The sequence below is a fragment of the Kluyvera georgiana genome, assembly GCF_050990895.1.
Taxonomy (GTDB): Bacteria; Pseudomonadota; Gammaproteobacteria; order Enterobacterales; family Enterobacteriaceae; genus Kluyvera; species Kluyvera georgiana.
In genome coordinates this window covers 3,633,776-3,655,808 of sequence record NZ_CP158865.1, presented here as the reverse complement: position 1 = coordinate 3,655,808, position 22,033 = coordinate 3,633,776, and the positions used below count along the sequence as shown (strand labels likewise).

The window sequence follows — 22,033 nt, the reverse complement described above, 5'->3', positions numbered from 1 at the left end:
GGCGTTACACTACAAGAGATAAAAGAAAAAAACAGGGCAAAGAAAGGCAATGACGGAAAATAGCGCGATTTTACAGCTTACGCAGGTAAGCTTTCATATTGGTAAGAAAACGGTCCTTGAGAATATCAACCTTAGCGTAGCCCCCGGTGAATTTAAGCTGATCACCGGCCCGTCCGGCTGCGGTAAAAGCACCTTATTAAAAATCATCGCGTCGCTCCTTTCACCGAGCGACGGACACATTCTGTTTGCCGGGCAGGATATCAATACCCTGTCGCCGGAAGCCTATCGCCAGCAGGTTTCCTACTGCGCGCAGACGCCCGCGCTGTTCGGCGATACGGTTTACGACAACCTGATTTTCCCCTGGCAAATCCGTAATCAGCAGCCGGATCCCGATCGTTTTCTGGGCCAGCTGTCGCGCTTTGATCTGGCGGAAGATACGCTGTCAAAATCGATTAATGATTTGTCGGGCGGGGAAAAGCAGCGGGTGTCGCTGATTCGCAATCTACAATTTTTGCCCAAGGTTTTATTGCTCGATGAAATTACCAGCGCGCTGGATGAGCAAAACAAAAAGAACGTGAATGAGATTATTCATCAGTATGTACGCGAGCAAAATGTCGCCGTGCTGTGGGTCACCCACGATAAAGATGAAATTAGCCATGCGGATGAAGTGATTACGCTGCCATCCCATCAGGAGAGCGTCAGGGAGTCACGTCATGAATAACGAACATATTATTACGAACCAATCGCTGGCGCTGTCGATGGTGCTGGTGCTGGTGGCGATTGTGGTGAGCTACCGGGAAAAGCTGGCGCTGGAAAAAGACATCATCTGGAGTATCTGCCGGGCAGTGGTGCAGCTGATCATTGTCGGCTACGTGCTGAAGTATATTTTCAACGTTAACCATGCGGTGCTGACGCTGTGCATGGTGCTGTTTATCTGCTTCAACGCGGCGTACAACGCGCAAAAGCGCAGCAAATATATCGATAAAGCCTTTGTCTCCTCGTTTATCGCCATTACCACCGGCGCTGGGCTGACGCTGGCGGTGCTGGTTTTTTCCGGTTCGATTGCCTTTGTGCCAATGCAGGTGATCCCAATTTCCGGGATGATCGCCGGTAACGCGATGATTGCGGTGGGGCTGTGCTACAACAACCTCGGCCAGCGCTTTAGCGCCGAGCAGCAGCAAATTCAGGAAAAACTAAGCCTGGGGGCGACGCCGAAAATGGCCTCCGCGCGGCTGATTCGCGAGAGTATTCGCGCCTCGTTAATTCCGACCGTGGATTCGGCGAAAACCGTGGGGCTGGTGAGCTTACCGGGGATGATGTCGGGGCTGATTTTTGCCGGTATCGACCCGGTGAAGGCGATTAAGTATCAGATTATGGTCACCTTTATGCTGCTTTCGACCGCCAGCCTGTCGACCATTATTGCCTGCTATCTGACCTATCGGAAGTTTTATAACGCCCGTCACCAACTGGTGGTGACGCAGTTGAAGAAGCGCGCGTAGCGCACATTGAAACACAGGACTGATAAGCATCGTGCCATCAGGCACGATGCGGAGCCATTGCCGGATGGCGGCGTGACCGCCTTATCCGGCCGACAAGATAAGGTTCGCTGTTAGTACAGCAGCGAATACAACTGGCGGCGGTACTTCGAGGCCAGCGCGTCGCCGGTGCCCAGCGCAGCCAGAATTTCCTGCAGCATTTTGCGCGCCTGACCGTCCGCCGCGCCTAAATCTTTGCGCAGATGGCTGAACAGCAGCTCCAGCGCCTCTTCGTTTCGCCCAACCTGATGCAGCTGAAGCGCCAGCTTCGAGGCCAGCGCCGCGTCGTCCGGGTTCTGCTCAACCTGCTGTTGCAACTGCTGAATTTCCGGCGTATCCGCCGCCTGCTTCAACAGCTCAATCTGCGCGACCAGCCCCTGATAGCGGGTATCCTGATCCTGCATGGGAATAGTTTTCAGCACCGCTTCCGCGTCTTCAGAGCGATTGAGCGCAATCTGCGTTTCCGCCAGCAGCAGGCCGATCTGGCTGTCCTGGCCGGAAAGCTGCCAGGCGTCTTTCAGCAGCGGCAGCGCTTCGGCGTGCTTGCCTTCCTGAATCAGCGCCAGCGCTTCCTGCGCCTTAAGCTCTTCTTCACGCGGCAGCACTTTATCGAGCAGCGCGCGAATGGCCTCTTCCGGCTGCGGGCCCTGGAAACCATCAACCGGCTGGCCGTTCTGGAACAGGTAGACGGTTGGGATGGCGCGCAGGCCAAACTGTGAGGCGACCATCTGCTCGGCATCGCAGTCGACCTTCGCCAGAATAAACTGACCGTTATACTGCGCCGCCAGATTTTCCAGCACCGGCGTCAGCTCCAGGCAGTGCTGGCTACGCTCGGACCAGAAATAGAACAGCACCGGCGTGGCAACGGATTGTTCCAGCGTCTGGTGCAGGTTAGCTTCAGTAATGTTTACGATATTCTGTACGGACATGAGTCATTCTCTGTAGTCGGTTTATATTCGAGATGGGGGCAAAAGCGCACGCTTCAACGTTACCCCTGCAGAATTTTGTCCATTGCGCGCCCCGGCAGCAGGCGTTTTAGCCAGCATACGGCATGGGTGACCAGGGTGACCGGATAGCGTAATTTCGGCTTATCGCTGATAAAGGCGTGACGTACTTTTTCAACCACCGCGTCCGGGCCGAGCGTAAAACGAGCCGCAATACCCGGGTTTTCCACCGCCTGGTCGCTGGTCTGATTGACGTTGTCGGTAAAGCGGGTGCGAATCGGGCCGGGTTCGATCAGGCTGACCTTGATGCCAGAGTGGCGTAGTTCCATGCGCAGCGCGTCTGACCACGCCTCCAGCGCATATTTGCTGGCTGCGTAGGCACCGCGGCCCGGCGTGGAAATCAGCCCCATCACCGAGGATGTCATCACGATTCGCCCCTCTCCATGGGGCACCATGGCGGGTAGCAGGCGCATGGTCAACTGATGGGCGCCAAAGAAATTGGCGGAAAACTGCTGCTCCATCTGGTCGCGGCTGATGCTGGTCAACGGGCCGTAGACGCCATAGCCGGCGTTGTTAAACAGGCCAAACAGGCGATTATTCGTGAGCGCGATAACTTCTTCGGCGGCGGCATCAATGCTCTCCGGGCTATCGAGATCGAGCTGCACGCCGATGAAACCCATGCCGTTCATCCGCTTCACATCCTCAGGTTTACGGCAGGCGGCGAGCACGCGAAACCCCTGGCGTTTCAGTTCAAGCGCGCTTTCCAGGCCAATTCCGCTGGAACATCCTGTAATTAAGACCGATTTTTGCATAACTTTACCTGAAGACACCGCTTTACTTTCCGGCGTCGTGATTAACTAATGGAGCCAGACGTGTCGCCATCCAGTCGGCAATAAACGGCTGGGCGTCACGGTTGGGATGAATGCCATCATCCTGCATCCACTGCGGTTTAAGGTAGACCTCTTCCATAAAGAAGGGCAGCAGTGGAATAGTGAATTCGCTGGCGAGCTTCGGATAAACCGCGCTAAACGCCTCATTATAGCGGCGTCCGTAGTTTGCGGGCAGACGAATTTGCATTAAAAGCGGCTGGACGTTAGCGGCTTTGACCTGCTGCAAAACGGTGCGCAGGGTTTGTTCAATCTGCTGCGGTGGAAATCCGCGCAGGCCATCGTTGCCGCCAAGCTCGACCAGCACCCAGCGCGGCTGGTGCTGTTTCAGCAATGCGGGCAGGCGCGCCAGCCCCTGCTGGGCGGTGTCGCCGCTGATGCTGCCGTTGATGACCGTGATTTCAGGCTGCCACTTGTCGTTGAGTAGGGCAGGCCAGGCGGCAGTGCCCGCCATGCGATAGCCCGCGCTCAGGCTATCGCCAAGAACTAACAGCGTGTCCGCCGCCGCGGCGCGAAGGCTAAACAGCATTAAAAACAGGAAAGGCAAATGCCAGCGGAAAACGTACTTGAAGTGCATCATCTTAAGAAATCCGTCGGTCAGGGGGAGCATGAGCTTTCCATCCTTACCGGAGTTAACCTGATTGTCAAACCGGCACAAACCCTTGCTTTAATTGGCGAGTCGGGTTCCGGCAAGTCGACGCTGCTGGCAATTCTTGCCGGGCTGGACGACGGCAGCAGCGGCACGGTGAAGCTGTTAGGCCAGCCGCTGGATAACATGGACGAAGAGGCACGGGCGCGCCTGCGCGCTCAGCATATTGGTTTTGTTTTTCAATCTTTTATGTTGATACCGACCCTCAACGCGCTGGAAAACGTCGAGCTACCGGCGCTGCTGCGCGGTGAAAGCGACGCGCAAAGCCGACAGGGGGCAAAAGCGCTGCTGGAACAGCTGGGGCTTGGCAAGCGTCTACAGCATCTTCCCGCCCAGCTTTCCGGCGGCGAGCAGCAGCGCGTGGCGCTGGCCCGCGCGTTTAACGGTCGCCCGGATTTGCTGTTCGCCGATGAGCCAACCGGTAACCTCGACCGCCATACCGGCGACAAAATTGCCGACCTGCTGTTTTCGCTCAACCGAGAACACGGCACCACGCTGATTCTGGTTACCCATGACGCTCAGCTGGCCGCACGCTGTAACCGTCGTCTGCGCCTGGTCGATGGTCAGCTCCGGGAGGAAGCATGATTCTACGCTGGTTCTGGCGAGAATGGCGTTCGCCGTCGCTGCTGATTGTCTGGCTGGCGTTAAGCCTGGCGGTGGCCTGCGTGCTGGCGCTGGGCAGCATCAGCGACCGAATGGACAAGGGGCTTAATCAGCAAAGCCGCGAATATATGGCGGGAGACCGGGTGCTGCGCAGCTCGCGTGAAGTGCCGCGCGAATGGCTGGAAAAAGCCCGTGCGCTGGGGCTGACGGTGGGCGAACAGATTAATTTCTCCACCATGACCTGGGCGGGCGATACCCCGCAGCTGGCGGATGTGAAGGCGGTAGACGATAGCTACCCGCTGTATGGCGTTCTGGAAACCACGCCGGCCAGCCTGAAGCCCGCCGCCGGAACGGTATTGTTGGCACCGCGTCTGCTGGCGCTGCTGAACCTGAAGACCGGCGACAATATCGATGTTGGCGATGCCACGCTGCGCATCGCCGGGGAAATTGTGCAGGAACCGGATGGCGGCTTCAATCCGTTCCAGATGGCTCCGCGCCTGATGATGAACCTGGCCGACGTGGCGAAAACCGGCGCGGTGCAGCCCGGTAGCCGGGTGAGCTGGCGCTATATGTTCGCTGGCAACGCGGCGCAGCTGGCGAGCTATGAAAGCTGGCTGCTACCGCAGCTAAAACCTGAGAACCGCTGGATCGGGCCGGATCAGGACGACGGCGCGCTGGGCAAATCATTGCAGCGTTCCCAGCAATTTTTGCTGCTGTCGGCATTGCTGACGCTGCTGCTGGCGGTGGCTGCCGTGGCGGTGGCGATGGGGCACTACTGCCGCAGCCGCTACGATCTGGTGGCCATCCTCAAAACGCTGGGGGCCGGGCGCGCGCAGCTGCGTAAGCTGATTATCGGCCAGTGGCTGCTGTTGCTGGCGCTCTCCGCGCTGGCGGGCGGCGCGATGGGGCTACTGTTTGAATCTATCCTGCTGACTTTGCTGAAGCCGGTGCTGCCCGCGGCGCTGCCCGCCGCCAGCGCCTGGCCGTGGCTGTGGGCAGTGGGATCGATGACGGTGATTTCCCTGCTGGTGGGACTGCGCCCGTACCGATTGCTGCTGGCGACTCAACCGCTGCGCGTACTGCGCCAGGATATTGTCGCCAACGTCTGGCCGCTAAAAATTTACCTTCCGCTGGTGAGCGTGGTCACTGTCCTGCTGCTCGCCTGGCTGATGGGCGGCAGCCCGCTGCTGTGGTCGGTACTGGCCGGGGCGGTGGTGTTGGCGGCACTGTGCGGCCTGGTGGGCTGGCTGCTGCTGAAGGTTCTGAAACGCCTGACCTTGCGCGCGCTGCCGCTGCGTCTGGCGGTGAACCGCCTGCTGCGTCAACCGTGGTCGACGCTGAGCCAGCTGGCGGCTTTCTCGCTGTCGTTTATGCTGCTGGCGCTGCTGCTGGTGCTGCGCGGCGATCTGCTGGATCGTTGGCAACAGCAGTTGCCGCCGGAAAGCCCAAACTATTTCCTGATCAATATCGCGCCTGAGCAGGTCAGTGAGGTGAAAACGTTCCTTGCCGAGCACCAGGTGATCCCGGCGGCGTTCTACCCGATTGTTCGCGCGCGGTTAACGCAGATTAACGGTCAGAGTACCGAAGGCAATAAGGATGAGTCGCTCAACCGCGAGCTGAACCTGACCTGGCAAAACCAGCGACCGGCGCATAACCCGCTGGTGGCCGGAAGCTGGCCGCCAAAGGCCGGGGAAGTCTCGATTGAAGAGGGATTGGCGCAGCGCTTAAAGATTCGTCTCGGCGATAGCGTCACCTTTACCGGCGACACGCAGGACTTCACCGCGAAGGTGAGCAGTATTCGTAAAGTTGACTGGGAAAGCCTGCGGCCAAACTTCTTTTTTATCTTCCCGGACGGCGCGCTGGACGGTCAGCCGCAGAGTTGGCTGACCAGCTTCCGCTGGGATCGCGGCAACACGCTGTTGACGCAGCTTAACCGCGAGTTCCCGACGGTCAGCCTGCTGGATATTGGCGCGATATTAAAGCAGATCGGCCAAGTGCTGGCCCAGGTAAGCCGCGCGCTGGAGGTGATGGTGGTGCTGGTGACCGCCTGCGGCGTGCTGCTGCTGCTGGCGCAGGTGCAGGTGGGGATGCGTCAACGTCATCAGGAACTGGTGGTGTATCGCACTCTCGGTGCTGGAAAATCGCTGTTGCGCCTGACGCTGTGGGCCGAGTTTGCGCTGCTGGGGGCGATTTCCGGCCTGGTGGCGGCCATCGGTGCCGAAACCGCGCTGGCAATGCTGCAAACTCACGTGTTTGATTTCCCGTGGTCGCCGGACTGGCGTCTGTGGGCATCGCTGCCGTTGTGCGGGGCGTTCCTGCTGTCGCTGTGCGGCGGCGGTTTAGGCCTGCGCCTGCTGAAGGGGCGGGCGTTGTTTCGCCAGTTCTCAAGTTAATTCTACCCTGACGTTACCCGGCGGAGCGCAGCAATGCCGGGTAACCACCACCACGCTTCCTCGGTTCTCGTCGAAATCGCTCATCCTTTCATCACGTTGCTCGTTTTACGGCACCTTTCGGTAATTCTGGAAACCTAAAGCGCACGTTTCATTAAAAATCAGCGAGGTGGAATTTATTAATAAACGATAAGATTTGTCAGCCAGATAGTTGGCTATAAATCTATCAAGGAAAAATAATGACTATAAAAATGAAAGCACTGGCGTTATCGATCGGTGCTGCAGTGGCTTTAACGTCTTTCGCATCCCAGGCTGAAATTACCCTGCTCAAGCAGGATCCGCAGGCCGGGAACCCGCTTAGCCGTCTGAACTTCACCGTGGGCGGGAGTATTCGTCCGCAGTTCAACATGATGACCGGCGATGGTGACAAAGGCTCTTACAAACGTAACGGTTTCGACGGCGGCACGCGTTTCCGCTTCGCCGCGGATTACTACCTGTTCGATGACATTAGCTGGATCAGCTACTACGAACTGGGCGTGAACATTCCGGCGGTCTTCGACTGGGATAATCACTACGCTGAAGGCGCCAACGACACGACTCGTCGTATGCTCTACACCGGCCTGAAGAGCGATACCTGGGGTACGCTGACCTTCGGTCAACAGAACAGCATCTACTACGATGTGGTCGGCGCGAAAACCGATATCTGGGACTATGACATGATTGGTCAGGCGCCGGGTAACGGTATCAACGGCGACTACGATGGTTCTTATCGTACCCGTAAGTCACTGAAGTATAAGAAAACGGTAGGCGATGTGGATCTCTACGCCTCTTACCTGTTCAGCGATGATTTGAACCTCAACAACGGTCTGCTGTACAAACGTAAAGGCGGCGGTTCACTGGGTGTGGATTACCATATCACCGACGACCTCTCCTGGGGTACGGCATGGAACTATACCCGTGCGGATATGAATACCACCTACAACCACGACGGCAAAACTTACGATCAGAACATCGTGGGTACAGCGCTGAGCTGGACGCCGGATAACTGGACGTTCTCCGTTGGCGGCGGCTGGTATCAGAACTTTATGACCACCAAAAAATCTTCCGTTCACGATTACTTCGCGGGCGATGCGTGGGGTATTGAATACTTCGCGGGCTACAAAATCCCGGTGGGCCAGTACGCGCTTAAATCCGTTCAGCCATACTTTATGGGTGACCGTATTGAATACGTGAATGGTCGCAACTACCAGCGCATCGATAACGGCGTGGGTATCAGCTTCCAGCTGGATTATGGTTTCCGCGTGGACTACGAACACGTGTTTACCTCCAGCACCGACGACCTGGGCGATATGAACCTGGTCCGTCTGCGTTACGATTTCTAATCGTCAAAAGGGCGGCCTTGCCGCCCTTTGCTTAGTCTATTTTTATCTTTCCTTAGTTAAATAACATCTAACTCCCGCCACGCTTCCCGCTTTTTTGTTACACATCAGCTGGTTATAATCCCCAGCGTTTATTTTCCTGTTTTTATTCGTTTTTCATGGCATTCAGCGGAATTATCTTCTTGATAATGCTGGCTTTATTTTTGCGCTGTTGGAAGTGTGAACAGATTGGCAAAGTGAATAGAATTCAATTGCCTGGCAATGATTGTACGGGCAAATATAGCGCGTTAAAAATAAAACAGGGTGCAAATAAAATCCTGCGTAATGAAAAGGTTGTGAAATATCTTAAATGCGCCAGTCCAGTTATTTATTTCTTTGAAAGAATTAAAAATTTAAGGGTAAGGAGTTAATGAGGTATGCGTAAGTTATTTGTTCCTGCGGCGTTAATTTCACTGGCGTTGGGTTTAAGCGGCTGTGATGATGCAAAAAATAAAGAAACCGCCGCGGCCCCTGCGGCCAGCAGCGACAGCGCGCCGAAAGAGGGCGGTTCGCTGATTATCGGTATTACCAGCGGCGATCCGCTGGCGGTGAACCCGATTTATGCCAGCGATCGCACAACCCTCACCATTATGCAGGCGTTGTACGCGCCGCTCTACAGCTACAACGACGGGAAAGTCGAGTGGGGCCTGGCTGAAAGCCTTGAGCCTTCCGCTGATAACCTCAGCTATACCCTGAAGCTCAAACCCAATCTGAAATGGCAGGACGGCCAGCCAATCACCGCCGACGATGTGGTCTTCACCTTCAACAAACTGCTGGATGAAAAGCAGCACAGCTTCTTCCGCAGCATGTTTATGTTCGGCGGCAAGCCGGTGCAGGTGAGCAAGGTTGATGATTTAACGGTGAAATTTACGTTGCCGCAGGTGAGCGCCGCGTTCGTTGGCACGCTGGTGCAGATCTACCCGATCCCGCAGCACGTGTTCGCTAACGAAAGCGATCTGGAAAAAAGCGCGAAAAACGATGCGCCGGTAGGCTCCGGGCCGTTCAAATTTAAAGAGTACCGCGCCGGTCAGTACTACGCGCTTACCCGCTTTGACGACTACTGGAACGGCAAAGCGAAGCTCGATTCGGTGACCTATCGCTTTGCGAAAGACAGCAACTCGGCAAACCTTGCGCTGCAAAACGGCGAGATCAACCTGAAGATGGTCGACCCGCAGGACGTCACCCGCCTGCAAAAAACCGATAAATTTAACTTCGTGATCTACCCGGAAGGGCGTCTGGCTTACATGACCTTTAACCAGAACGTACCGGCGATGCAGAGCAAAGCCCTGCGCCAGGCCATTGCCTATGCCATCAACAAAAACGATCTGGTGACAACGGCCTTCACGTCGCTGGACTATGCGAAACCGGCAACCTCATTCCTGACGCCGGACACGCTGTACCATTCTGACGATGTGGATCAGTATGCTTACGATCTGGATAAGGCGAAAGCGCTGCTGAAATCGTCCGGCGCGCCGAACGACCTGAAGCTGCGTTTAGCCTATATCAACACCAACAAAACCCAGGAGAGCATGGGGCTGTACATCCAGCAGCAGCTGAAAGCGCTGGGGATCAACGTCGAACTGATGCCGCTGGACGCCAACGCCATGTCCCAGCGCAGCCTGGACATGAACAACACCGCCTACGAACTGAGCCTGGGCGGTTACATCATGGGTGCCGAGCCGGATGGCTACAAATCGCTGTTTATGAGCAACGAAGCCTACAACTACGCGCACTATAAAAATCCGCAGTTCGATGCCCTGTGGGATAAAGGCGCGATTGAAACCGATAGCGCCAAACGCGGTGAAATCTATAAGCAAATCCAACAGGTGGTGGCGACGGACATGACCTACTACCCGATTGCCTACACCAACGCGGTGGTGGCGGTTGATAAACGTTTCGGCGGCACTCAGGAAGCAGAGCCGAAGCCGGTTTATATGTTCCAGGATTTATCAAAGCTCTATCAAAAGTAAGCATTTTTAGCCTCCGCTTGCGGGGGCTTTTTGTGAAGGGAATGTCGTGAACACTATGTTGACTCGTCGGCTGCTGCAACTGCTGCCGATGCTTTTCTTTATCTCGCTGGTGGCGTTTTTGCTGGTCAAACTCGCCCCGGGTGACCCGGTCGCGGCCTACATTACGCCGCGCATGTCGCCGGAAGACATTGCGCATATCCGCCATAGCCTGGGGCTGGATAAACCGCTGATCGCTCAGTATCTCATCTGGCTGAAAAATATCCTGCGTGGCGATCTGGGCTATTCGCTGATATACCATCGCCCGGTGCTGGAGATGATTGTCGAACGGATCCCCGCCACCCTTGGCCTGATGGGCGCATCGCTGCTGTTGGCTATCGTCCTGGCGGTGCCGCTGGGACTGCTGGCCGGGGCATTTAAGCACCGCTGGCTGGACTACGTGCTGAACCTGTTTGCCTATATCGGCATTTCGGTACCCATTTTCTGGTTTGGTATCCTGCTGATTACCGTGTTTGCCGTCCAGCTAAACTGGTTTCCCAGTATGGGGATGCGCACTATCGGCATTGAGGATAGCTGGCTGGACGTGGTGCGCCACGGCGTGTTGCCGTGCATTGCGCTGACTTTTTACAATCTCTCGACTTACGTTCGTTACGTACGATCCAACACCATTAGCCAGCTCTCGGCGGATTATGTACAAACGCAGCTCGCCTATGGGGCGACCTATCGCACTATTCTGTTCCGTCACGTGCTGAAAAACGTGCTGCTGCCGGTGATTACCCTGTTTGGCCTGTCGTTTGGCGAGCTGGTGGTCGGGGCCTATGTCACCGAGAGCGTCTTCTCGTGGCCGGGAATGGGGCTGCTCGGGATCCAGGCGATCGCCTCGCTGGACTACCCGCTGATCATGGCGATTATCCTGCTGTCGTCACTGATGCTGATCGTTGGCAACCTGCTGGCCGATCTGCTGTATCGCTTCGCCGATCCCCGCATTCGTACATTGAGGTAGCCACGATGACCAGACGCTGGCAAAACGTACGCCATCAGCTTCGCCGCAATCGCCCGGCGCAGTTTTCGCTGCTGGTACTGTTTATTTTTATTCTCGCGGCGTTGTGCGCGGGATTGACCCCTTACGACCCGGACCAGATGTCGCTGGCCTCGCGGATGCTGCCGCCCGATGCCAGCCATTGGTTCGGCACCGATGAATATGGCCGCGACTATTTTACGCGCGCGCTGTGGGGCGGGCGGATTTCCCTGCTGGTCGGCTTCCTGGCGATGCTGTTTTCGACGCTGATCGGCACGCTGGTGGGGACGATGAGCGGCTACTTTGGCGGCTGGCTGGATAATTTGCTGATGCGCGCCGTCGATATCCTGATGGCAATTCCCGCTTTCTTCCTGCTGCTGGTGCTGAACGCCTATCTGAAGCCGGGCGTGGACAACATCATTCTGATTATCAGCCTGCTGACGTGGATGAACATGTCGCGGCTGGTGCGGGCGGAAACGCTGTCTATCAAAGAGCGTGAATATGTCCTCTACGCGCGCGCTTCCGGCGAAAATCCGCTGCGCATTATTGCCCGCCATATCATTCCCGGCGTGCTGCCGACGATTATCGTGGCTGCCACGCTAAACATCGCTTCGGCAATCCTGATGGAGTCGACGCTGAGCTTCCTTGGCCTCGGCGTACAGCAGCCCGCGGCATCGTGGGGCAGTATGCTGAACAACGCGCAGTCGTATATTGGCGAGGCGTCGTGGCTGGCGATGTTCCCTGGGATTCTGATTCTGTTGACCGTGTTCAGCTTTAACGTGCTGGGCGACGTATTCCGTACCGCCTTTGAACCGGGAGCCAACCGCGATGAGTAACCTGCTGGAACTTGAAAACCTGCACACCTCCTTCTTCACCCGAGACGGTGAAGTACATGCGGTGCGTGGCGTCAGTTTTTCGTTGAAGGCCGGAGAACTGGTCGGCATTGTCGGAGAATCCGGATGCGGTAAGAGCGTCACCTGTAAATCGATTCTCCAGCTGCTGGGCAATAACGGCAAAATTACCGGCGGCAGCATTCGCTTTCGCGGCGATGACCTGGCGGAGAAAACGCCGCAGCAGATGCGGCGGATTCGCGGCAGTGAGATTGCGATGATTTTCCAGGACCCGATGACGGCGCTGAATCCGGTGCTGACCATTGGCCGCCAGATGAGCGAAATTCTGATGCGCAATCAGGGGCTGGACCGCCGGGCAGCGAAAGCGAAAGCGCTGGCGATGCTCGATAGCGTTGGTATCGCCGATGCGGCGCGACGCTTTGAACAGTATCCGCATGAGTTCAGCGGCGGGATGCGTCAGCGCGTGATGATTGCCATTGCGCTTTCCTGTCACCCGCAGCTGTTGATTGCCGATGAGCCCACCACCGCGCTGGATGTGACCATTCAGGCGCAAATTCTCCGGCTGCTGAAGTCGCTACAGCAACAGACGCAGACCGCTATCCTGCTGATCACCCACGACCTTGGCGTGGTAGCGCAAATGTGCAGCCGCGTGGTGGTGATGTACGGCGGGCAGGTGATGGAAGAGGGGAAGGTTGAAGATATCTTCCTGCGCCCGGCGCATCCCTATACGCAAGGGCTGCTGGCCTCCTTACCGCGTGCCGATGACCCGGAACATCGGCTATCGCCTATTGAAGGCTCCCCGCCCGGTCTGTTAAACCCGCCGCCGGGCTGCCCGTTTGCCGAGCGTTGCGCGCATCGTCGACCCCAGTGTGCGCGTCCGCCCGCATTTTATTCCTGCGGTGAAGGGCATCGGGTGGCATGTTGGTTATGGCTGGAACAGGAGGCATCGGCATGAGCGAGTTACCGTTAATTCGTCTGCGCGAGGTACGTAAACACTATGCGCTGAACGGCGGGTTGTTAGGCCCCAAACGGCTGGTGAAAGCGGTGGATGGCGTTAGCTTTGATATTCAGCCGGGGGAGACATTCGGCCTGGTGGGGGAGTCCGGCTGCGGCAAATCAACGGTCGGGCGCGCTATTTTACGCCTGTTCGACATTACCTCCGGCGACATTGCCTTTGCCGGGCAGGAGATTGCCCATGCGTCAGAGAAAACCCTTAAGCCGCTACGTCGCCGGATGCAGGCGATATTTCAGGACCCGTGGTCGTCGCTGAATCCCGGCATGACGGTGCAGCAGCTGGTGGCGGAGCCGATGAAGATTCATGGCTATGATGCGCAGACCCAGCGTGAACGTGCGGCGGAAATGCTCGACAAAGTCGGCCTGAAATCCGAGCATCTGACGCGCTTTCCGCATGAGTTTAGCGGCGGCCAGCGCCAGCGTATCAGCATTGCCCGCGCGTTGTCGGTGAATCCGGAGTTTGTGCTGTGCGATGAACCGCTGTCGGCGCTGGACGTATCGGTGCAGGCGCAGGTGGTCAATATCCTGCAGGATCTCCAGCAGGAGCTGGGGCTGACCTATCTGTTTATTGCCCACGATCTGTCGATGGTACGGCATATTTCCAGCCGCATTGGGGTGATGTATCTCGGGAAACTGGTCGAAGTTGCCCCTGCCGGTGAACTGTATCAGCGGCCCGCGCACCCGTATACCCAGGCGCTGCTGGCGTCGGTACCGGTGCCAGACCCGCGCGTGCGGCAACTGGAGGAAGGCGGATTGAAGGGCGAGATTCCGAGTCCGACGGCGGACATTCGCGGCTGCCGATTTTGCAGCCGCTGCCCGCACGTCATGCCGCAGTGCCAGCAGCAGGAGCCGCCGATGCAGGAGATCGCGCCGCGGCACTTTGCGGCCTGCTGGCTATTTAAGGTTTAAGCGTGTGTAGCCAGCCAGTGGACGACCGCTTCCGATGTGCCGCGAAAGACAATTTTGTCGGCTTTTTTCTCTAGCTGATAGCGGTACATCGGGTCGTAATACTCGTTCAGCAGCGGCACCAGCCAGGCGAAGTGCGCTTCGGTGGAGCCGCTGCGCTGCTGTTCGGCCAGCGCCTCGTCGAGCGTCGCGGTCAGTTCAGCAAAGCGCTGTAACCCCAGACGACGGCGAATGGCGTACAGGCCGTGATGCAGATATTCGCAGTACTCCAGCCAGCCCTTTTCTTCACCGTAGGCGGCGAGGAAATCGTGATGCATGCGGGTGAAATACTCTTCACGCAGGCGCTCAAGACGCAGATCGAACGGATCTTCCACTACCGCGATCGGCGACTCGGCCATCCGATCCCGCAGACATTCCGGCAGATGATTCGCGCCGATCATCCGGCCTTCATCTTCCAGCACCCAGCGAACGCGCTCTTGTTGATGTGCGCCTTTGAGCAGCGCCGTGGCGAGATGATTCTCAAAGGTGGCCTGTGAAAACTGAGCATCAAGCGTGCGGCCAAACGATGAACCGCGATGATGCGCCAGCCCTTCAAGGTCGATCCCGTGCGGCTGCTGGCGGACCAGCGGCGTTTTGCCGTTGCCGGTGCAGCCGCCGATCAGCACGATCGGATGGCGCACCAGATCTTCCGTGGCCTGTATCGCCGCCTGACGCAGCGCCTTGTAGCCGCCGACGATCAGCGGATAGTCAATGCCTTCGGCTTTAATCCAGCTTTGTGTGATATGCGAACGCTGCCCGCCGCGCGCGCAGCACAGATAGCCCTGCGGTGCCTGGCGACAGGCCTCCAGCCACGCGGCGATACGCCGCTGGCGCGTTTCGCCTGAGACCAGTTCGTGCCCCAGCGCCAGCGCGGCTTCCGGCCCCTGACGTTTATAGCAGGTACCAACGGCAGCGCGTTCCTGATCGTTCATCAACGGCAGGTTGACGGCGGCGGGCATCGCGCCCTGTGCAAACTCAACCGGCGCGCGAACGTCAATGATGGGCGTTTCTGCGCGCAGAATAGCGCAGTAATCCGTCCCATTTTTCATGGGCAATCCTTCTCTAACAAAGTGGGGGTAAGGCGGTCAGGGCAGGATTTTACGCTTCAAGGAGGGGGCCGGGGAAGCGTTAGATACTTTCCCCGGCACGAAAGGCCTATTTCAGGCGCGTTTGCGCCCAGGCAATGCCGCTGGCGTATTCGCCCGGCAGCAGCGGTACCAGAGCTTCCAGCGTCGCGCTCAGGCGGCCCGTGTCGCTGTCGTTGAGGTTAAGATGGCCTACCTTACGGCCCGGCCGTACCTCTTTGTCATACCAGTGCAGGTGCACCAGCGGCAGTTTCAGCCAGTCGTAGTTCAGATCGGTGCCAATCAGGTTGACCATCACCGACGGGCTGTTAACCACCGGTGGCGGCAGCGGCAGATCGGTAATGGCGCGCAGATGCAGCTCGAACTGGCTGATGGACGCACCGTTTTGCGTCCAGTGGCCGCTGTTGTGCACGCGGGGCGCCAGCTCGTTGATCAGCAAACCGCCCGGGGTGACGAAGCACTCCATCGCCATTACGCCAACGTAGTTCAGCTCCTGCATAATGGCGCTGAGCATGGCTTCTGCCTGCGCCTGCTGCTGGGCATCGGCCTGCGGGAAGGCGACGCTCATGCGCAGAATGCCGTCCTGATGGAGGTTATGCGTCAGCGGATAGAACACGGTGCTACCGTCGTGGGCACGGGCGCCAACCAGCGACACTTCGCCGGAGAAGTTAATGCCCTGCTCGACGATGCATTCGCCATAGCACTCTTCCGGCAGCTGCGCGGTGTCGTCTTTGCGCAGACGCCACTGGCCGCGACCATCGTAGCCGCCGGTACGGCGCTTGACGATCGCCAGTTCGCCCAGACGGTCAAAAACGCCCGGCCACTCATCGGCGCTGGCCAGCAGTTGCCACGGCGCGGTTGCCAGACTGAGCTTGTCGAACAGCTGCTTTTGCGTCAGACGGTCGGCAATAATCGGGAAAACATCGCGGTTTACAAACGCGGTGTGCTCCGCCAGCTCACGAGTGAGGGCAGTTTCCGGCCAGCGCTCAATTTCTGCGGTGATCACGCTTTGCTGAAACGGCACGGCGGCCGGGTCGGCTTCTAAACCAACCGGCCAGACGGCAATTCCTAGCGGCTCACCGGCCTGGCGCAGCATACGACCTAGCTGCCCGTTGCCGAGCACGCAGACCTGCTTCATGCGGCACCTCGCGGGTCCGGGTTATTCAGCACTTCATCGGTTTGCGCTTTACGCCAGTCGGCGAGGCGCTGATGCAGTTCCGCATCGTGCTGTGCCAGAATTTGCGCGGCGAGCAGGGCGGCGTTAGCGGCGCCGGCTTTACCAATCGCCAGCGTACCGACAGGAATTCCGCGCGGCATCTGCACGATGGAGTAGAGGCTATCGACACCGCTTAACGCGGCGCTCTGAACCGGCACGCCCAGCACCGGAACCAGCGTTTTGGCGGCAATCATTCCGGGTAAATGCGCAGCGCCGCCCGCACCGGCAATAATCACCTGATAACCGTTGCTTTCGGCGTCTTCGGCGAAGCTGAACAGTTTATCGGGCGTGCGGTGGGCGGAAACCACTTCAACATGGTGAGGAACATTCAGAATATCGAGGATTTCTGCGGCGAACTGCATGGTAGCCCAGTCGCTTTTGGACCCCATCACGATGGCGATACGTGCCGGATTATTGCGGGAAGACATGCGTCTGAAAACTCCTGTGGGTGTGCTGCACACGACGTTAGAGGCCACAGAGAATAACACGGAAAATGGGCAAGGAAAACGGTTGCGTCGCCGTGGAGCGGCTGATTACGGCGGAAAAATCAAAACGGGAAGGCGATCAGCTCAACGTCTTCCGCGGTCACTTTCACCATTGAACCCTGGGTATGCCATGCGCCGAGTACCACGCGATGCGCCTGCGCGCCGTTAGCCACCAGACGATGGATATCCGGACGGTGCGTATGGCCGTGAATCAGCCACTGTACCCGGTGTTTTTCCATCACTTCAACCACCGCCCGCGGGTTGACGTCCATGATCTCCATGGATTTACTGCTGTTGGCGGCCTTGCTGTCATTACGCATCTTCTGCGCAATACGGCGGCGAATAAACAGCGGCAGGGCGAGGAACAGGGTCTGGATCCATGGGGTGTGTACTTTGGCGCGAAACGCGAGATAGCCAGGATCGTCGGTACATAGCGTGTCGCCATGCATAATCAGCACTCGGCGGCCATAAAGCGTGAGCACCTGTTCTTCAGGCAGCAACTGCATGCCGCTTTCGCGGGCAAAGCGTTTGCCAATCAGGAAATCACGGTTGCCGTGAATAAAGAAGCAGGGGACGCCGGAATCAACCAGCGATTTCATGGCAGCTGCCATTTCACGATGTAGCGGGTTGGGGTCGTCGTCGCCAATCCAGGCTTCAAACAGGTCGCCCAGGATGTACAGCGCGTCGGCCTGACGAGCTTCACCGTGCAAAAAACGCAGAAAACCGGCGGTAATCGCCGGTTCTTCCGTTTGCAGATGCAAATCTGCAATAAAGAGTGTCGCCACCGATTACTCGCTGACGGTCACGCTTGTAATCACAACGTCTTCTTTTGGAACGTCCTGATGCATACCGCTGCGGCCGGTAGAAACACCTTTGATCTTGTCGACCACGTCCATACCTTCAACCACTTCAGCAAATACGCAGTAGCCCCAACCCTGCAGGCTTTCGCCGGAGAAGTTCAGGAAGTCGTTGTCTGCTACGTTGATGAAGAACTGAGCGGTCGCAGAGTGCGGAGCCTGGGTACGCGCCATCGCCAGCGTGCCACGGGTGTTTTTCAGACCGTTGTTCGCTTCGTTTTTGATCGCTTCTTTGGTGGTTTTCTGCTTCATGCCCGGCTCAAAGCCGCCGCCCTGAATCATGAAACCGTTGATAACACGGTGGAAAATCGTGTTGTTGTAGAAACCTTCGCGGCAGTAGTCCAGGAAGTTTTTGACTGTTTCCGGCGCTTTGTCGTCGAAGGTTTTGATGACGATGTCGCCGTGATTAGTGTGGAAAGTAACCATTTCTGCATCCTGTTCCGTTTAGAGTGGTGCTTTAGCCCGCCTGTAGGCGGCATATAGGCGTCTGTTATAGCATAACCCGGAACATCGATCACCTTGCATTGTGTGCTGCTTCCGGGTTGAATTACGGGTAGAATATACCGTTTCAGGCGAAAGCCCGGTTCACACACGTAAACATGGAATTCTCGATGCTAAAAATCTTCAACACAATGACCCGCCAAAAAGAGGAATTTAAGCCCATTCATGCAGGAGTTGTGGGCATGTACGTGTGTGGTATCACCGTTTACGATCTCTGTCATATCGGCCATGGCCGTACCTTCGTCTCCTTTGACGTGGTGGCGCGTTATCTGCGTTTCCTCGGCTATAAGCTGAAGTACGTGCGCAACATTACCGATATTGACGACAAAATTATCAAACGCGCCAACGAGAACGGTGAGAGCTTTGTCGCGCTGGTGGATCGTATGATCGCCGAGATGCACAACGATTTCGACGCGCTGAATATTCTGCGTCCGGATCAGGAGCCGCGCGCCACGCACCATATCCACGAAATCATCGAAATCACCGAGCAGCTGATCGCTAAAGGTCACGCCTACGTGGCGGACAACGGCGACGTGATGTTCTCGGTGCCGACCGATCCAAACTACGGCAAGCTGTCGCGTCAGGATCTGGAACAGCTCCAGGCCGGTGCCCGCGTCGACGTGGTTGACGTGAAGCGTAATCCGATGGACTTCGTGCTGTGGAAGATGTCCAAAGAAGGCGAACCGAGCTGGCCGTCCCCGTGGGGCGAAGGCCGTCCGGGCTGGCACATTGAATGTTCCGCGATGAACTGCAAGCAGTTGGGCAACCATTTCGATATTCACGGCGGCGGTTCGGATCTGATGTTCCCGCACCATGAAAACGAAATCGCCCAGTCTACCTGCGCGCACGACGGCGAGTACGTGAACTACTGGATGCACTCCGGCATGGTGATGGTTGACCGCGAAAAGATGTCAAAATCGCTGGGTAACTTCTTTACCGTGCGCGACGTGCTCAAGTACTACGACGCCGAAACCATCCGTTACTTCCTGATGTCCGGCCACTACCGTAGCCAGTTGAACTACAGCGAAGAGAACCTCAAGCAGGCGCGTTCCGCGCTGGAGCGTCTGTACACCGCGCTGCGCGGTACCGACAAATCCGTCCCGGCGGCGGGTGGTGAAGCGTTCGAAGCGCGCTTTATTGAAGCAATGGACGACGATTTCAATACCCCGGAAGCCTACTCCGTGCTGTTCGATATGGCGCGTGAAGTGAACCGTCTGAAAGCCGAAGATGCGCACGCGGCCAACGCGCTGGCGTCGCATATGCGTAAGCTTTCTGCCGTGCTGGGCCTGCTGGAGCAGGAGCCGGAAGCCTTCCTGCAAAGCGGTGCGCAGGCGGATGACGGTGAAGTAGCGGAAATTGAAGCGTTAATCCAGCAGCGTCTGGACGCGCGTAAGGCGAAAGACTGGGCGGCGGCCGACGCCGCGCGTGACCGTCTCAACGAGATGGGTATCGTGCTGGAAGACGGCCCGCAGGGCACGACCTGGCGCCGTAAGTAAGCGTTATCCCCTCTCTTCGCTGGGGAGAGGGGATTTCCGCCTCTGTAATCCTTCCATAAACGCCCTCATCAGCGCGTCGTATAGCCCACTGCTGCGTTTTTAAAACTACCGTCCCCGCCACCATAGCCAGGTCATAATGACGACCCCCGGCAGCCACACCCAGAGAAGCTCAGAGATAATCACCTGATGCCCGTAAGGCGTGTCGTAGCGAGACAGCGCAAACGGCGCGACCTTAATCACCTGCCACGGTGCGAAAAAACGTTCACCTGACCACGGCCACAGCCATCCAACGCCTTTACCGCCGGTGGTAATTGAATCCAGCAGGCTGTGAGACAGCAGCGAAACGGTGAGAAAAAGCCAGCAGCGCATCAGTCCGGCGCCGAACCATCGTCGGCCAACCAGTACGCAGATCAACGGTACGACAAAGGCGAAAAGCAACGAGTGGGTAAAGCCTCGATGGCCAAAAATATTGCCGTAGGCGATACCGAATTTGAAAGCGAGCACGTCGGCGTCGGGCAGCATCGCTAGCGCCATACCCGCAAACAGCAAACGTGGAGGAATAACGCGAGCGCCTAATCCTAAACCAAGGCACAGCGGAACGGCGGCGTGGGTGACGATTGTTGGCATCGGGAGTCCATGTTAGCAGAGGAAATACAGAGTATTACCGCTGAACTGGGAAGATGCAGTAGGGCGTTAGTCCGAATTTTGCGGGGGATAAAACCCGGCGTCGACTGGCGAAGCCGGGTAGCTGGCAGGGTTAAGCGGTAACGGTGATGCTCTGGCCTTCAAAACTGACGGTTTGACCCGCGACAATTTTGCAGCGTTTGCGGGTTTCCACCGCGCCGTCCACTTTGACCAGACCGTCGGCGATGGCGATTTTCGCCTGCGCGCCGCTTTCGCTCCAGCCTTCCAGCTTCAGTAAGTCACAGAGTTCCACATGCGGATGCTTACCCAAAGAAAATGTTGCCATCTTATGCCTTCTCCACGTCGTGATACTCTTCACACGCCTGTAAGGTGTTTTCAATCAGGGTGGCCACGGTCATAGGACCGACGCCGCCGGGTACTGGGGTGATGTAGGAAGCGCGCGCGGCGGCTTCTTCAAACACCACATCGCCGACGACTTTACCGCTTTCGAGGCGATTAATCCCGACATCAATGACGATAGCGCCTTCTTTAATCCACTCGCCAGGAATAAAGCCCGGTTTACCGACCGCAACGATCAGCAGATCGGCGTGCTCTACGTGGTGACGCAGATTTTTGGTAAAGCGGTGAGTGACGGTGGTGGTGCAGCCGGCCAGCAGCAGCTCCATGCTCATCGGGCGGCCCACGATGTTGGACGCGCCAATCACCACGGCGTTCAGGCCATAGGTGTCGATATGGTAGCGCTCCAGCAGGGTAACGATACCGCGCGGGGTACACGGACGCAGGCGCGGCGCACGCTGGCACAGACGGCCCACGTTGTACGGATGGAAGCCGTCGACGTCTTTGTCCGGGGCGATGCGCTCAAGAACCTTAACGTTATCAATACCCGCCGGCAGCGGAAGCTGCACCAGAATACCGTCGATGGTGGTATCGGCGTTCAATGTGTCAATCAGCGTCAGCAGTTCAGCTTCAGACGTGGTTTCCGGCAGATCGTAGGAGCGGGAGACGAAGCCCACCTCTTCGCAGGCTTTGCGCTTGCTGCCGACATAAATTTGTGAGGCCGGGTTGCTGCCAACCAGCACAACGGCAAGCCCAGGGGCGCGTTTTCCTGCTGCAACGCGCGCCTTCACTTTTTCCGCAACCTCAGAGCGCACCTGCTGCGCAATCGTTTTACCGTCAATAATCTTTGCTGCCATCAGGGAAAATATTCCATCTGTCATTCACGAAGGGGGGATGCACATATTTTGTCAGATGCGAGGCTTGCTGTCAGGTTTCGTTTGCGAGTTTTCATCGGAAAGTGTTTTTGCCGAAGAGTTGAGCGATAGTTGGTCGCACTTTATCCATCATTGCGCACCGAGCAGGTTTCGCAAGGAAATGGATTGACTCACCTGTCAGTGACCGTATAATTCCACGCGTTTCACCCCACCATGAAGTTTTGACTTCCCCAGTGCGCCCTTAGCTCAGTTGGATAGAGCAACGACCTTCTAAGTCGTGGGTCACAGGTTCGAATCCTGTAGGGCGTACCATTTA

General features: G+C 57.3%; 22 protein-coding genes and 1 tRNA gene. 12 read left to right on the top strand and 11 right to left on the bottom strand.

Going from position 1 to position 22,033, the window contains the following annotated elements:
* The first annotated feature begins 49 nt into the window (after positions 1-49).
* Positions 50-721, top strand: a complete 672-nt coding sequence (gene fetA / locus ABTW00_RS17435) for an iron efflux ABC transporter ATP-binding subunit FetA (RefSeq protein WP_433636531.1) — start codon at positions 50-52, stop codon at positions 719-721.
* Positions 714-1,499 (top strand): iron efflux ABC transporter permease subunit FetB, encoded by a 786-nt coding sequence (gene fetB / locus ABTW00_RS17430; protein ID WP_065356830.1) that lies wholly within the window; start codon positions 714-716, stop codon positions 1,497-1,499. The genes fetA and fetB overlap by 8 nt, the downstream gene beginning before the upstream one ends.
* A gap of 110 nt (positions 1,500-1,609) precedes the next feature.
* Here the strand turns inward: fetB and ABTW00_RS17425 are convergent, their stop codons facing one another.
* From ABTW00_RS17425 to tesA, 3 genes are read right to left on the bottom strand one after another with little or no spacing between them, the layout of a single operon-like run.
* The gene (locus tag ABTW00_RS17425; RefSeq protein WP_064548044.1) at positions 1,610-2,464 is read right to left on the bottom strand and encodes a co-chaperone YbbN; all 855 of its coding nucleotides are present in this window, start codon (positions 2,462-2,464) and stop codon (positions 1,610-1,612) included.
* Between the two features lie 59 nt (positions 2,465-2,523).
* On the bottom strand, positions 2,524-3,291 hold the full coding sequence (locus ABTW00_RS17420) for an SDR family oxidoreductase (RefSeq protein WP_433636528.1): 768 nt from the start codon (positions 3,289-3,291) through the stop codon (positions 2,524-2,526).
* A gap of 22 nt (positions 3,292-3,313) precedes the next feature.
* Positions 3,314-3,946, bottom strand: a complete 633-nt coding sequence (gene tesA / locus ABTW00_RS17415) for a multifunctional acyl-CoA thioesterase I/protease I/lysophospholipase L1 (protein WP_433636526.1) — start codon at positions 3,944-3,946, stop codon at positions 3,314-3,316.
* Here tesA and ybbA point away from each other — a divergent pair.
* The 8 genes from ybbA to ABTW00_RS17375 all read left to right on the top strand — a co-directional run bounded on the left by ybbA (position 3,914) and on the right by ABTW00_RS17375 (position 14,185).
* Positions 3,914-4,600 (top strand): putative ABC transporter ATP-binding protein YbbA, encoded by a 687-nt coding sequence (gene ybbA, locus ABTW00_RS17410; RefSeq protein WP_433636525.1) that lies wholly within the window; start codon positions 3,914-3,916, stop codon positions 4,598-4,600. The genes tesA and ybbA overlap by 33 nt on opposite strands.
* Positions 4,597-7,011 carry a putative ABC transporter permease subunit YbbP gene (ybbP, locus tag ABTW00_RS17405; protein ID WP_433636523.1) on the top strand — a complete coding sequence of 805 codons (2,415 nt, stop codon included), beginning with the start codon at positions 4,597-4,599 and terminating at the stop codon, positions 7,009-7,011. Before ybbA ends, ybbP begins: the two co-directional genes overlap by 4 nt.
* A 236-nt stretch (positions 7,012-7,247) precedes the next feature.
* On the top strand, positions 7,248-8,390 hold the full coding sequence (locus ABTW00_RS17400) for a porin (RefSeq protein ID WP_065356826.1): 1,143 nt from the start codon (positions 7,248-7,250) through the stop codon (positions 8,388-8,390).
* Positions 8,391-8,803: 413 nt separating this feature from the next.
* Positions 8,804-10,396 (top strand): ABC transporter substrate-binding protein, encoded by a 1,593-nt coding sequence (locus ABTW00_RS17395; RefSeq protein ID WP_064548056.1) that lies wholly within the window; start codon positions 8,804-8,806, stop codon positions 10,394-10,396.
* A gap of 55 nt (positions 10,397-10,451) precedes the next feature.
* Positions 10,452-11,396 carry an ABC transporter permease gene (locus ABTW00_RS17390; RefSeq protein ID WP_433641071.1) on the top strand — a complete coding sequence of 315 codons (945 nt, stop codon included), beginning with the start codon at positions 10,452-10,454 and terminating at the stop codon, positions 11,394-11,396.
* Between the two features lie 5 nt (positions 11,397-11,401).
* On the top strand, positions 11,402-12,247 hold the full coding sequence (locus tag ABTW00_RS17385; protein WP_433636521.1) for an ABC transporter permease: 846 nt from the start codon (positions 11,402-11,404) through the stop codon (positions 12,245-12,247).
* The gene (locus ABTW00_RS17380) at positions 12,240-13,217 is read left to right on the top strand and encodes an ABC transporter ATP-binding protein (RefSeq protein WP_064548062.1); all 978 of its coding nucleotides are present in this window, start codon (positions 12,240-12,242) and stop codon (positions 13,215-13,217) included. Before ABTW00_RS17385 ends, ABTW00_RS17380 begins: the two co-directional genes overlap by 8 nt.
* The gene (locus ABTW00_RS17375; protein ID WP_065356822.1) at positions 13,214-14,185 is read left to right on the top strand and encodes an ABC transporter ATP-binding protein; all 972 of its coding nucleotides are present in this window, start codon (positions 13,214-13,216) and stop codon (positions 14,183-14,185) included. The genes ABTW00_RS17380 and ABTW00_RS17375 overlap by 4 nt, the downstream gene beginning before the upstream one ends.
* On the opposite strand, the gene mnmH is transcribed toward ABTW00_RS17375, so the two are convergent.
* The 5 genes from mnmH to ppiB form a co-directional block, all read right to left on the bottom strand.
* A complete protein-coding gene (gene mnmH, locus ABTW00_RS17370) occupies positions 14,182-15,270 on the bottom strand; it encodes a tRNA 2-selenouridine(34) synthase MnmH (protein ID WP_433636518.1) in 1,089 nt (362 codons plus the stop codon). The genes ABTW00_RS17375 and mnmH overlap by 4 nt on opposite strands.
* Before the next feature lie 106 nt (positions 15,271-15,376).
* The gene (gene purK, locus ABTW00_RS17365) at positions 15,377-16,444 is read right to left on the bottom strand and encodes a 5-(carboxyamino)imidazole ribonucleotide synthase (protein ID WP_064548068.1); all 1,068 of its coding nucleotides are present in this window, start codon (positions 16,442-16,444) and stop codon (positions 15,377-15,379) included.
* On the bottom strand, positions 16,441-16,950 hold the full coding sequence (gene purE / locus ABTW00_RS17360) for a 5-(carboxyamino)imidazole ribonucleotide mutase (RefSeq protein ID WP_433636515.1): 510 nt from the start codon (positions 16,948-16,950) through the stop codon (positions 16,441-16,443). Before purE ends, purK begins: the two co-directional genes overlap by 4 nt.
* 119 nt (positions 16,951-17,069) lie before the next feature.
* Positions 17,070-17,792, bottom strand: a complete 723-nt coding sequence (gene lpxH / locus ABTW00_RS17355) for a UDP-2,3-diacylglucosamine diphosphatase (protein ID WP_064548072.1) — start codon at positions 17,790-17,792, stop codon at positions 17,070-17,072.
* 3 nt (positions 17,793-17,795) lie between these two features.
* Positions 17,796-18,290, bottom strand: coding sequence for a peptidylprolyl isomerase B (gene ppiB / locus ABTW00_RS17350; protein WP_064548074.1), 495 nt, complete (start codon positions 18,288-18,290; stop codon positions 17,796-17,798).
* A 185-nt stretch (positions 18,291-18,475) separates the two neighbouring features.
* Here ppiB and cysS point away from each other — a divergent pair, with 185 nt between their 5' ends.
* On the top strand, positions 18,476-19,861 hold the full coding sequence (cysS, locus tag ABTW00_RS17345; protein ID WP_065356819.1) for a cysteine--tRNA ligase: 1,386 nt from the start codon (positions 18,476-18,478) through the stop codon (positions 19,859-19,861).
* Between the two features lie 105 nt (positions 19,862-19,966).
* Here the strand turns inward: cysS and ABTW00_RS17340 are convergent, their stop codons facing one another.
* From ABTW00_RS17340 to folD, 3 genes are all read right to left on the bottom strand, one after another.
* Complete coding sequence (locus ABTW00_RS17340; protein WP_433636511.1) at positions 19,967-20,488, bottom strand: metal-dependent hydrolase; 522 nt, start codon at positions 20,486-20,488, stop codon at positions 19,967-19,969.
* A 130-nt stretch (positions 20,489-20,618) separates the two neighbouring features.
* A complete protein-coding gene (gene ybcJ, locus ABTW00_RS17335; RefSeq protein ID WP_061497011.1) occupies positions 20,619-20,831 on the bottom strand; it encodes a ribosome-associated protein YbcJ in 213 nt (70 codons plus the stop codon).
* 1 nt (position 20,832) lies between these two features.
* Complete coding sequence (folD, locus tag ABTW00_RS17330; protein ID WP_064548080.1) at positions 20,833-21,699, bottom strand: bifunctional methylenetetrahydrofolate dehydrogenase/methenyltetrahydrofolate cyclohydrolase FolD; 867 nt, start codon at positions 21,697-21,699, stop codon at positions 20,833-20,835.
* A gap of 253 nt (positions 21,700-21,952) precedes the next feature.
* Between folD and ABTW00_RS17325 the strand changes: the two genes are divergently transcribed.
* Positions 21,953-22,029 (top strand) — tRNA-Arg (locus ABTW00_RS17325).
* Positions 22,030-22,033 lie beyond the last annotated feature (4 nt).